The 10420-nt window shown below is 67.9% G+C and carries 13 protein-coding genes and 1 riboswitch; of the genes, 9 read left to right on the top strand and 4 right to left on the bottom strand.

Going from position 1 to position 10420, the window contains the following annotated elements; all coding sequences use genetic code 11:
• Nucleotides 1–164 precede the first annotated feature (164 nt).
• Nucleotides 165–1187 (top strand): class II fructose-bisphosphate aldolase, encoded by a 1023-nt coding sequence (fbaA, locus tag AC5RV2_RS10315; protein ID WP_494069454.1) that lies wholly within the window; start codon nucleotides 165–167, stop codon nucleotides 1185–1187.
• Nucleotides 1187–1609, top strand: coding sequence for a DUF3151 domain-containing protein (locus tag AC5RV2_RS10310; RefSeq protein WP_494092248.1), 423 nt, complete (start codon nucleotides 1187–1189; stop codon nucleotides 1607–1609). Before fbaA ends, AC5RV2_RS10310 begins: the two co-directional genes overlap by 1 nt.
• 18 nt (nucleotides 1610–1627) lie before the next feature.
• Here AC5RV2_RS10310 and AC5RV2_RS10305 read toward each other — a convergent pair whose 3' ends face one another.
• The gene (locus tag AC5RV2_RS10305; protein WP_494092247.1) at nucleotides 1628–2149 is read right to left on the bottom strand and encodes an immunity protein CdiI family protein; all 522 of its coding nucleotides are present in this window, start codon (nucleotides 2147–2149) and stop codon (nucleotides 1628–1630) included.
• 171 nt (nucleotides 2150–2320) lie between these two features.
• On the opposite strand from AC5RV2_RS10305, the gene AC5RV2_RS10300 reads away from it, so the two are divergent.
• Nucleotides 2321–3106 carry a cyclodeaminase/cyclohydrolase family protein gene (locus tag AC5RV2_RS10300; protein ID WP_494092246.1) on the top strand — a complete coding sequence of 262 codons (786 nt, stop codon included), beginning with the start codon at nucleotides 2321–2323 and terminating at the stop codon, nucleotides 3104–3106.
• A 57-nt stretch (nucleotides 3107–3163) separates the two neighbouring features.
• On the opposite strand, the gene AC5RV2_RS10295 is transcribed toward AC5RV2_RS10300, so the two are convergent.
• Together AC5RV2_RS10295 and AC5RV2_RS10290 are read right to left on the bottom strand one after the other, a co-directional pair.
• Entirely contained in the window at nucleotides 3164–3556 is a 393-nt protein-coding gene (locus tag AC5RV2_RS10295) for a VOC family protein (protein WP_494092245.1), read from the bottom strand.
• Nucleotides 3553–3846, bottom strand: coding sequence for an ArsR/SmtB family transcription factor (locus tag AC5RV2_RS10290; RefSeq protein ID WP_494092244.1), 294 nt, complete (start codon nucleotides 3844–3846; stop codon nucleotides 3553–3555). The genes AC5RV2_RS10295 and AC5RV2_RS10290 overlap by 4 nt, the downstream gene beginning before the upstream one ends.
• Nucleotides 3847–3952: 106 nt before the next feature.
• Between AC5RV2_RS10290 and AC5RV2_RS10285 the strand changes: the two genes are divergently transcribed.
• Both AC5RV2_RS10285 and AC5RV2_RS10280 read left to right on the top strand, forming a co-directional pair.
• Complete coding sequence (locus tag AC5RV2_RS10285; RefSeq protein WP_494092243.1) at nucleotides 3953–4381, top strand: SRPBCC family protein; 429 nt, start codon at nucleotides 3953–3955, stop codon at nucleotides 4379–4381.
• 237 nt (nucleotides 4382–4618) lie between these two features.
• Nucleotides 4619–5239, top strand: coding sequence for a thymidine kinase (locus AC5RV2_RS10280; RefSeq protein ID WP_494074387.1), 621 nt, complete (start codon nucleotides 4619–4621; stop codon nucleotides 5237–5239).
• 87 nt (nucleotides 5240–5326) lie between these two features.
• Here AC5RV2_RS10280 and AC5RV2_RS10275 read toward each other — a convergent pair whose 3' ends face one another.
• Complete coding sequence (locus AC5RV2_RS10275) at nucleotides 5327–6190, bottom strand: DUF72 domain-containing protein (protein WP_494092242.1); 864 nt, start codon at nucleotides 6188–6190, stop codon at nucleotides 5327–5329.
• A gap of 508 nt (nucleotides 6191–6698) precedes the next feature.
• Between AC5RV2_RS10275 and AC5RV2_RS10270 the strand changes: the two genes are divergently transcribed.
• The 4 genes from AC5RV2_RS10270 to AC5RV2_RS10255 form a co-directional block, all read left to right on the top strand.
• The gene (locus AC5RV2_RS10270; RefSeq protein WP_494092241.1) at nucleotides 6699–7988 is read left to right on the top strand and encodes an adenylosuccinate synthase; all 1290 of its coding nucleotides are present in this window, start codon (nucleotides 6699–6701) and stop codon (nucleotides 7986–7988) included.
• Between the two features lie 166 nt (nucleotides 7989–8154).
• Nucleotides 8155–8265: riboswitch (TPP riboswitch) on the top strand.
• A gap of 32 nt (nucleotides 8266–8297) precedes the next feature.
• Entirely contained in the window at nucleotides 8298–8969 is a 672-nt protein-coding gene (locus tag AC5RV2_RS10265) for a YkoF family thiamine/hydroxymethylpyrimidine-binding protein (protein WP_494092240.1), read from the top strand.
• 16 nt (nucleotides 8970–8985) lie between these two features.
• Complete coding sequence (locus AC5RV2_RS10260) at nucleotides 8986–9612, top strand: ECF transporter S component (protein WP_494092239.1); 627 nt, start codon at nucleotides 8986–8988, stop codon at nucleotides 9610–9612.
• The coding region (locus AC5RV2_RS10255) for an energy-coupling factor ABC transporter ATP-binding protein (RefSeq protein WP_494092238.1) at nucleotides 9599–10420 on the top strand (822 nt) is incomplete at its 3' end. The genes AC5RV2_RS10260 and AC5RV2_RS10255, both read left to right, overlap by 14 nt.

Genomic DNA, 10420 nt, shown 5'->3' with positions numbered 1-10420 from the left:
GCGGCCCAGCCGACGTCGCAAGCGAGGATCGGGCCGTCGGCCCGCCGGCCGACGGGGGTAACCCGGCTTCACAGTCGTCGCGGCGGCTGCTGCCCCGACACGAGTCGATAGGATGGGCTCAGAGGCAACGCCTTCGAATCCGTATCGCTAGCCAAGGAGTCAGCATGCCCGTTGCAACCCCTGAGATCTACGCCGACATGATCGACCGCGCCAAGGCGGGCGGCTTCGCCTACCCTGCGATCAACGTGACCTCCTCGCAGACCCTCAACGCTGCCCTGCAGGGCTTTGCCGACGCCGGTTCCGACGGCATCATCCAGGTGTCCACCGGCGGCGCCGCCTACTGGTCCGGCGCCGGGGTCAAGGACATGGTCGCAGGCTCCCTGGGCTTCGCCGCCTTCGCCCGCGAAGTCGCCAAGAAGTACCCGGTCAACGTGGCGCTGCACACCGACCACTGCCCGAAGGACAAGCTGGACGACTTCGTGCTGCCGCTGCTGGCCGAGTCCGAGGCTGCCGTGAAGCGCGGCGAGGACCCGATCTTCCAGTCGCACATGTGGGACGGGTCGGCCGAGACGCTGGAGGAGAACCTGCGCATCGCCGAGGACCTGCTGGCCCGCACCGCCGCGGCCAAGATCATCCTGGAAGTGGAAATCGGCACCGTCGGCGGCGAGGAGGACGGCGTCGAAAACGAGATCAACGAAAAGCTCTACACCACGGTCGACGACGGCCTGAAGACTATCGAGGCGCTCGGCGCGGGGGAGAAGGGCCGCTACATCACGGCGCTGACCTTCGGCAACGTGCACGGCGTGTACAAGCCGGGCGGCGTGAAGCTGCGTCCCGAGCTGCTCAAGCAGATCCAGGCCGAGGTCGGTGCCAAGATCGGCAAGACCAACCCGTTCGACCTGGTCTTCCACGGCGGTTCCGGCTCCTCCGAGCAGGAGATCGCCGACGCAGTGGCCTACGGCGTCATTAAGATGAACGTGGATACCGATACCCAGTACGCCTTCACCCGCCCGGTCGCCGGCCACATGTTCAGCAATTACGACGGCGTGCTGAAGGTGGACGGCGAGGTCGGCAACAAGAAGGCCTACGACCCGCGCGTCTGGGGTGCCGCCGCCGAGAAGTCGATGGCCGCCCGGGTCGTCGAGGCCGCCGAGCGCCTGGGCTCGGCCGGAAAGTCGGTGAAGTAATGACCGAGCCCTTCCGCACCAACCTGCTGGGTCCCGAGCCGACCTACCTGCCGGAGGAGACCGACGTCCTGGCCCGGCTGGAGGCCGGCGACGAAGCCTTGGACCTGGCCGCGAAGTTCCCCACCTCCTCGCTCGTCTGGGCGATCCTCGCCGACGAGGCCTACTCCGAGGGCCGGACCATCGAGTCGTACGCCTACGCCCGCGTGGGCTACCACCGCGGCCTGGACTCCCTGCGCCGGGCGGGCTGGCGCGGAGCCGGCCCCATCCCTTGGGAGCATGAGCCCAACCGCGGTTTCCTGCGCGCGCTCTACGCGCTAGGCCGCGCCGCCGGCGCGATCGGAGAGGCGGAAGAAGTGGACCGGATCGGCAAGTTCCTGGCCGACTCGGACCCCACCGCGCGGGCGGCCATCGAAGGCGCCTGATCTGCACGGCCGCTTGGACTATTCGTCCGGGCGGCCGTCGTTTTTTCCAGTCTTAACCGGGCGGAAGACGGCTTCGGATTTCGGGGCGTAGGCATACCAGTCGCCCGCCCCGCCGCTGGGGCCGTCCTCGGCCCTTAGGCGCGCCAGCCGTTCCCGGTTTTCGCTCAGGGCAGCGACCCGCTGGCGAAAGGCTCTGGCTGCGGCAGGAGAGCCGGGCCCGCTGCCGCGGAACCGGCTCACGCCCGGACCCTCCTCGTACGACTGGAACTCCACCGCAAAGGCCTCGCCCAGTTCCCCGGCCACACGCTGGGCCAACCGGATTCCGTCCCTGGTGAACTGCGCGGCCAGTTCCGGCGTTCTCCACTCCAAGTCGACGACGGCGTCATAGTAGCCCTGCTCCCAACGCCGAAGGTCCTGGATCAGGCGAGGAGTCAGGCCGGAGGCCGCGTAGTCCACGGGACCGCCGAGCCAGAGAACGGTATCCGCGTAGTCCGGGAACAGACGCACTACCGGAACACTTACGGCCTCATCCGGGTTCATGCGCTGACTCTATCGCCCCGTGCCAACGGGCCTGCCATGACCGGGCTCGGGGCGCTGGCGCTTCACGCTCCAGCGCCTACCCCTTCCCAGGCGGACGAACCTTCGACATGATGCGTGAATGGGAATGAAAGCTTTCGAGACAGCTGCAGCAGCAACAGCGGGGCCAGGAATATGACGGGATCGGAGACCATCGACGAGTACCTGGGGCGGCTCGGTTCCAACCAGCCGACGCCCGGCGCCGGAGCGGTCGGTGCGATCCATGCGGCGCAGGCAGCGGCGCTGATCGGCATGGTGACGCGGTTTACCGAGCGGAGCGCGGCGAAGGACAACGACGGCGGTGGCTCCGCGGGTTCGGCGCACAACGACGACGGCGGCGATGCCTCCGCGGGCCCGGCGCGCAACGACGGCGATGCCTCCTCAGGCACGGACCGCAACGGTGCCTCCACAGGCTCAGCCCGCAACGACGGCGGTGCGTCCGCCGGCTCCAGCCCGGATCCGGACCTGGAGGCCATACTGGCCGAGGCCGGCGAACTGACCCGGGCGGCGGTGCACGCGGCGGTGTCCGACGAGGAGAAGTTCCGCAGGGTCGTCGACTGCTACAAGCTCCCGACCGCAACGGACGACGAGCGCAGCCGTCGCAGCTCGGCCATCCGGGAAGCGCTCGTGGAGGCGACGCTCCCGGCGAGGGCCCAGCTGGACCTGGCCTCCGCCGTCGTGCGCCTGGGTACAGAGCTGGTGGGCGTGTGCAATCCAAACGTGCTGAGCGACATTGCCGTGGCCGCCGAAGCGGCGCGGGCCGCCGCGGCGACGGCGCGGATCACGGTCGAGGCCAATCTGACGTCCATCCGGGAGGACTCCATCCAGGAGTCGCTGCAAGACCACACGCAGAAGGCGGACGACGTAGTGCGCCGCGCCGAGGAGTTGTCAGCGTCGGTCCGGCGCCGCGTCCTGGACTAAACGAGCGCGATCGACAGGGCACGAATCCGGCGCGGGCTCGACGGAGCGAGGCCCCGGCTAGGCCTCCTTCATGCTGGCGATTTGAATGAGGTTGCCGCAGGTGTCGTCGAACACGGCCGTGACAACCGGTCCCATGTCGGCCGGCTCCTGAATGAACTGCACTCCGAGGGCTGTCAGGCGCTCGTACTCGGCGTGCACGTCGTCGACCCCGAAGCTGTTGAAGGGGATGCCGTCGGCGACCAGGGCTTCCTTGAACGGCTTGACCGCCGGATGGCCGGAGGGTTCCAGGAGCAGTTCCACGCCGTCCGGGGCCGAGGGTGAGACAACGGTCAGCCAGCGGTCGTCGCCTACTGGCACATCGTTCTTGAGCTGAAACCCCAGCTTCTCGGTGTAGAACTCCAGGGCTTTCTGCTGGTCGTCAACAAAAACGCTGGTGGTGGTGATGATCATGGTGATTCCTTCAAAGACTGCGGGAGATTGGCTAGCCATTCCCTCGCGGGTGTGAGCGGGGCGGTGTTCAGATGGTGGACGGTAGTGCGTCCACGATTGCTGGCGGTCACCAAGCCGGCCTCGCGCAGGATCGCGAGATGCTTGGTGACAGCCTGACGGGTGATCGCGAGATGGTGGTTGTTGATCAGGCGCACGGTCAGCTCGAACAGCGTCTGGTCGTTGTGCGCGGCCAGTTCGTCCAGCAAAATCCGCCGAGTCGGATGACTTAAGGCTTGGAAGACCGTGTCCACCCGTCCATAATAGGCAACCCCTAGGTTGCCAATCAAGGGGGCCGGTTTTCTTGGTGCTCGGCCGCGTGGTCTTTCGCCGCGGCAGCCGGGCAGGCATGATGCAGGTATGGGTGCGACCACGGCATTCACGGCCTCCGAGCAGGTCTTTGTGCCGCCGGCGCGGGTCTGGGGGCTGTTGACGGATTGGGCCGCTGCGCCCGCATGGATGCCCGGCGTGAACGAGATGCACGCCGAGGGCCCGCTGGCCGTCGGCCAATCCATCAGCTTCCGCTCCCAGGGCCACGACCGGAGCAGCACGGTGACCGAGCTCGACGTCGGCCGCAGCATCACCATCACATCTTCCCAGGGGGACGTGCGGGCCGACTACCGCTACGAACTGTACGGCGAGGCCGGGGCGACCCGGCTGACGCTGACTGCCGACGTCGTGGTGAGCGAGGAGTTGGCCGCCATGGCAGAACAGATCCGGCGGGCCATCGCCGAGGCCGACTCCGGCCAGCTGGCCAGCTTCAAGCGATTCGCGGAAGCTGCACCGTGATCCCGGTGGTGTCCTTCCCGGGAGCCGCGTTGACTCCGGTGGTGTCCTTCGCGGGAGCCGCGTTGACTCCGGGCAAGCGCTTCGCGGGCACCGAGCGATCCCGGTGGTGCGCTGCGATGAGGCTGCGCCGTGATCCCCGCCGAAGCGCTGCGCGGGAGCCGCGCGCCGACCTTCCTGCCGCCCACCCGGCTTCCGGCTCAGTAGAATCGACTGCTGGGACCGCTTGAAAGGACTGCGTTGGCCAAGCTCTACTTCCGCTACGGGGCGATGAACTCCGGCAAATCCACCGGACTGCTCCAAGTAGCCTTCAACTATGAGGAGCGCGGGCAGCGCGTGCTGCTGGCCAAGCCGCAGATGGACACCAAGGGGGACAGCAAGATCGTCTCCCGGCTGGGCATGGCCCGGGACGTGGACTTCCTGATCCGGCCGGGCGAATCCGTGCGCGAACACTTCGGCCGGGTGGCCGCGGGCGAGGACCCCGAAGCCCTCCTGGAACATGTGGACGTGCAGCCGGTGGCCTGCCTGCTGGTGGATGAGGCCCAGTTCCTGGAGCCGGAACAGATCGACGACCTGTTTCGCATCGCGGTGATGGACAACGTGCCGGTGCTGGCCTACGGCATCCGCACCGACTTCCGCACCCAGGCCTTCCCGGGTGCCCGGCGGCTGCTGGAAATTTCGCACTCCCTCGAGGAGTTGAAGACCATCTGCCGCTGCGGCCGCAAGGCAGTTTTTAATACGCGCCGCGTGGGCGGGGAGATTGTGTTCGACGGCGAGCAGGTCGCCATCGACGGCGAGGACGTCTGGTACGAATCGCTCTGCGGCACCTGCTACCTCGAGGCCTCGGGCGGCGCGCTCTAGCGTTTGACGGTTGTGGGCCGCGGTCCATGGGCAAAGCCGGCAGCGTCCCGCCTCCGTCAGCGGGACGTGTCCCCCAGACCCCGGGGGTCACGGGGCGGTTGAAATGCCGAGCCGTTCGGCCAGCCCGATCGCGTTGAACGGTGCGTGGACCTTGACGTCGTTGTCGAAGTACACGTAGGCATCCCGGCCCGCGCCGTCGGGGCAGCCCGACCCGTCCAGCCAACCGCCGACCGTCGAGGCCAGCCGGTCCAGGTCTTCGTCCCGGTAACCGCTGACGTAGAGTTCGTCCTTTCCGTGCAGCCGGACGTAGGCGAAGTCGGCCGTGATCTCGTCCAACATCGGCCACGTTCCGGCGCTGTCGGCCAGCACCAGGGCCGTGTTGTGCCGGCGCAGCTGGTCGTAGAACTCCTCGTTGATGAACGTGGTGCTGCGGATCTCGAGGGCGTGGCGCAGCGGCCGGTCGGCGCCGTCGTCGGGGATCCAGGTCCTGTCCTTCATCAGCTCGGTGTGCCCGGCGGCCAAGGCAGCGGCAGCGTGCGTGCTGCGCGGCAGTTGGACCAAAAACTTCTCCATCACCTCGGCGTCGTAGTTGGCGCGTTCGGGCAGCTGCCACAGGAACGGTCCGAGCTTTTCGCCCAGGCCCAGGATTCCCGATGCGTAGAAATTCGCCAAGGCGTCCCGGACGTCCTTCAGGCCCTTCATGTGGGTGATGTACCGCCCGCCCTTGACCGCGAACACGAAGTCCGGAGGCGTCTCGGCGTGCCACTGCCGGAAGCTGGAGGGGCGCTGCAGCGAATAGAACGTGCCGTTGATTTCGACTGAATTCAGGTGGCCGGAGGCATACTCCAGTTCGCGGCGCTGGGGCAGGCCCTTCGGGTAGAACGTGCCGCGCCACCGCGGGTATCGCCAGCCGGAAATGCCGATCCGTGCCATCGGTTGAGAGGCGGCCATGTCCCGCAGGCTACCCGGCCGCGGCGGTGCAGGCCAGAGCTAGCCGCGCTCCGCCGTCGTGCTGTGGGGCGTTGCGTACGTTGAAGCGCTGCCGTAACCGGGCACGAGAGCCTTCACCTCATCGAGTGGTGAGAAGTTGCAGGTTTACGGGCAGTTTCGCTGCATCTTCTCACCACTCGACGCGGCGTCCCGGTTTCGGCCCCGGCGCGACGCCGAGTGACGTCGGCGCTCCCCGGGAGCCGCAGGGGCTGCGGACGCGCTCCCGGTCTCGACCCTCGAGCGACGTCGGCGCTCCCCGGAGCCGCCGGGCCCCCACCGCGTACCGGTTTCGGCCCCGAAACCGCATCAGGCCGCGCGGATTCCGGTCGATTGTGGCCCATCCGCTAAACTTGGCGGGTAAGAGCCCCAAATACTCCATCCGGAGTGAGGGGCGTTCTCATGCGCGGCAGCGGCTCCTTGATGTGCAGTCTGTCCGGGGCTTCCGCCGCATCGAATGGGGGAGGATCCCATGCCAGCAATTGTGATCGTCGGAGCCCAGTGGGGCGACGAAGGAAAAGGCAAGGCTACCGACCTGCTCGGCGGCCGCGTGGATTACGTGGTTAAGCCGAACGGCGGCAACAACGCCGGGCACACCGTCGTCGTCGGCGGGGAGAAGTACGAGCTGAAGCTGTTGCCGGCCGGCATCCTGTCCCCCAACGCCACTCCGATCATCGGCAACGGCTGCGTGGTCAACCTGGAGGCCCTCTTCGAGGAGATCGACGGGCTCGAGGCCCGCGGCGCGGACACCTCGCGGCTGCGCGTCTCCGCCAACGCACACCTGGTGGCTCCGTTTCACCAGACCATGGACAAGGTGACCGAACGCTTCCTGGGCAAGCGCGCGATCGGCACCACCGGCCGCGGCATCGGCCCCGCCTACATGGACAAGGTGGCCCGGCTGGGCATCCGCGTGCAGGACGTGTTCGACGAATCGATCCTGCGGCAGAAGGTCGAAGGCTCGCTGCGGCAGAAGAACGAACTGCTCGTCAAGGTCTACAACCGCCGGGACGTGCACGTCGAGGAGGTCGTGGAGTACTTCCTCTCCTTCGCCGAGCGGCTGCGCCCGATGGTCATCGACTCCACCTACGTGCTGAACAAGGCGCTGGACGAGGGCAAGGTCGTGCTGATGGAGGGCGGCCAGGCAACGTTCCTGGACGTGGACCACGGCACCTACCCGTTCGTGACCTCCTCCAACCCGACCGCCGGCGGCGCGTCCGTGGGCTCGGGCATCGGCCCCACCCGGATCAACCGCGTCGTGGGCATCATCAAGGCGTACACCACCCGCGTGGGCGCCGGGCCGTTCCCCACCGAGCTGTTCGACGACATGGGCGAGTACCTGCAGAAGAAGGGCGGGGAGTTCGGCGTGAACACCGGCCGGCCGCGGCGCTGCGGCTGGTACGACGCCGTGCTGGCCCGCCACGCCGCCCGGGTCAACGGCTTCACCGACTACTTCGTAACCAAGCTGGACGTCCTCACCGGCATCGAACAGATCCCGGTCTGCGTCGCCTACGACGTGGACGGCATCCGGTACGACGAAATGCCGATGACCCAGACCGAGTTTCACCACGCCAAGCCGATCTTCGAGTACTTCGAGGGCTGGACCGAGGACATCACCGGCGCCAGAACGCTGGAAGACCTGCCCGAGAACGCCCGCAACTACGTGCTGGCGCTCGAAAAGCTCTCCGGCACCCGGTTCTCCGCCATCGGCGTTGGCCCCGACCGCGACCAGACCATCGTGGTGCGGGACCTGATCAACGAATAGCAGGACCAACGACGGCGGTGCGTCCGCTTCAGCGTCGGACCGTCACCGCTGGATGACGACGCCGGGGCGCGGGCAGTGATGTCCGCGACCCCGTCGCATCCCCGCCTTCCCAGCCCCTTTCAGGCCGTTGAAACCTTTCGCCACACCGCGCGTGATGGGTTAGACTCGTGGGCAACACGGGAGTCCGGTGAGCCGGGCTGAGAGGAAACTTCTCAAGTTTCGACCGTCGAACCTGATCTGGATCATGCCAGCGCAGGGACGTTGACTCTTTACTACCCGTGCCCCGTTTAACAAACCTAAGGGCGCGACATGCGAACATCAGACTCGATCGTCACAGCGACGAACACCCCCACTGCTGCCGTCGGCAGCGACAAGTTCACCGCCACTCCCCGCGAGTTCGGCGTGGGAGCGAGATTGACCCTGGCGGTCATGGCCGACAACTACGCCGACGTCATCCTGACGGCACTGGACCAGGCCGACTCCACCGGCCTCGACGTGCAGACCGGCAAGGTGAGCACCTACCTGACCGGCGCCGAGCAGGATGTGCTGCGCTACCTGAGCCAGGTCATTGCCGCGGCGGGACGCACCGGGGCGCATGTCTCGGCCTCCGTGCTCCTGTCCCGGGGCTGCCCGGGCGGGGTCAGCTGCGAGATACCCGAGGGCGGCGCGGCCCTGTACTCCGAGATCCCGGAACTGGAACCCACGGGAATCGAGGCCGCGGCCGACTGGTCGCTTTATCCCCTTGCCGACGGCGGTACCGGCGGCGCCTCGGCGGACCACATGCGCGATATCTACGCCGCCATCGACTACGCAAAGTCCACGGGCGTCGCGGTGCAGGCGGAGCATTTCGTCACCCGCCTGGACGGCGACGTCGCCCAGGTGCTGCAGACCATTGCCGCCGGCTGGATCCGGGTGGGCCGGTCCGTCCAGCACGTGACGACCCACGCCACGCTCTCCATCAACAGCCCCAGCGCCTCCTGAAGCGGAAGGACCCGTCATGCCATCATCGTCGTCGCAGCAGCATGCCCTCCCGCGCGGTGCCTGGACCCTGAAGGACCTCGTCCTCCTGGTTGTCCTGGGCGTCGTCTTCGGTTTCCTCTACTGGGTCTTCGTCCAGGCCTGGACCGCCCTGTCCCTGCTGATGGGTCCGGCCGGAGACCTGTCGCAGCACTTCCTGGCCGGAAGCTGGCTGCTGGTGGCTCCGATCGCCATCGCCATCGTCCAGCGTCCCTTCGCCGGTGTCCTGGCCGAGGTTTTGGCCTCAGTGATAGAGGTGGTGTTCCTCGGCTCCGCCGTCGGTCCGCTGTTGTTCGTCGCGGCCGCCATCCAGGGCGTTGGCAGTGAGATCCCGTTCGCGGCCACCCGCTATCGTTCCTACGGCTGGCTTACCTACGCCCTGTCCGGGCTGTTCGGCGCGGGCCTGGTCTTCTTCTATTCGGCCTTCCGGTCCGGCTGGTACGGCCAGGACTTGTTCTGGACCCGCCTGGTCATCCACCTGATCTCCGGGGTGATTCTGGGCGGGCTACTGGGCAAGATCATCGTCGACGGGCTGGCGAAGACCGGCGTGGTGGATAACTTTGCGATTGGCCGCGCCCGGCTGGGCACAACCGATGCGCGCCGCTGACCCGGTCCTGGAGCTCGATGACGTATCCGTAGGCTTCCCCCGGCGGGACACGGCCGTGCTGCGCAACATCACGCTGCGGCTTGGGCCCGGGGAACACCTGATCGTGTTCGGGGCTTCCGGGTCGGGAAAGTCCACCCTGCTGCAGGCGGCCACGGGGGTGGTCCCGCACTCGGTGGTCGCCACCCTGGCCGGCACGGTGTCGGTGAACGGGGTGGCCACCACCGATTCCTCGGTCGCCGAGCTTTCCCGGCACGTCGGCGTGCTGGCCCAAGATCCCTCCTCCGGGGTCTGCCTTCCCGACGTCGAACAGGAGCTGGCGCTGCCGCTGGAGAACCGCGCGGTGCCTCCCGAGGAGATATCCGCACGGATCGACGCCGCGCTGGCCTCCGTTGGTGCCGCCGGCCTGCGCGGCCGCCCGACAGCCCAGCTGTCCGGCGGAGAAGGCCAGCGGGTGGCGCTGGCCGCGAGCCTCATCGCCGAACCGGACCTGCTGCTGCTCGACGAACCTACCTCCATGCTGGACCCGGCAGGCCTGGCCGCGGTGCGGGACGCCGTCAGCGCTGCCACGGCCGCCTACGGGCCGGCAGTAGTGCTGGTCGAACACCGGCTGGACGACTACGCCGGGGTGGCCGGCATAGCGGGCCTGCCGCGCCGGGCGGTCGTCCTGGGCGACGCGGGCCAGGTCCTGGCCGACGGCGCGACCGCCGACGTGCTGGGGGCCCACGCCGTCCAGCTGAACGCGGCCGGATGCTGGCTGCCGCTGGAGACGGAATTGCTGGCCGTCACCGGCCGGCCCGGCGGCCTCGGC

Source organism: Arthrobacter sp. Y3225116 (assembly GCF_059091245.1).
Note: the sequence above shows the minus strand (reverse complement) of the source record. Positions and strands in the feature narration are given on the sequence as shown.

Bases quoted from the DNA above. Each gene is read 5' to 3' on its own strand.
- AC5RV2_RS10275 (WP_494092242.1), bottom strand. From the start codon at position 6,190: ATGGCCGCCTCTCAACCGATGGCACGGATCGGCATTTCCGGCTGGCGA.
- AC5RV2_RS10310 (WP_494092248.1), top strand. From the start codon at position 1,187: ATGACCGAGCCCTTCCGCACCAACCTGCTGGGTCCCGAGCCGACCTAC.
- fbaA (WP_494069454.1), top strand. From the start codon at position 165: ATGCCCGTTGCAACCCCTGAGATCTACGCCGACATGATCGACCGCGCC.
- AC5RV2_RS10300 (WP_494092246.1), top strand. From the start codon at position 2,321: ATGACGGGATCGGAGACCATCGACGAGTACCTGGGGCGGCTCGGTTCC.
- AC5RV2_RS10260 (WP_494092239.1), top strand. From the start codon at position 8,986: ATGCCATCATCGTCGTCGCAGCAGCATGCCCTCCCGCGCGGTGCCTGG.
- AC5RV2_RS10265 (WP_494092240.1), top strand. From the start codon at position 8,298: ATGCGAACATCAGACTCGATCGTCACAGCGACGAACACCCCCACTGCT.
- AC5RV2_RS10270 (WP_494092241.1), top strand. From the start codon at position 6,699: ATGCCAGCAATTGTGATCGTCGGAGCCCAGTGGGGCGACGAAGGAAAA.
- AC5RV2_RS10295 (WP_494092245.1), bottom strand. From the start codon at position 3,556: ATGATCATCACCACCACCAGCGTTTTTGTTGACGACCAGCAGAAAGCC.
- AC5RV2_RS10305 (WP_494092247.1), bottom strand. From the start codon at position 2,149: ATGAACCCGGATGAGGCCGTAAGTGTTCCGGTAGTGCGTCTGTTCCCG.
- AC5RV2_RS10285 (WP_494092243.1), top strand. From the start codon at position 3,953: ATGGGTGCGACCACGGCATTCACGGCCTCCGAGCAGGTCTTTGTGCCG.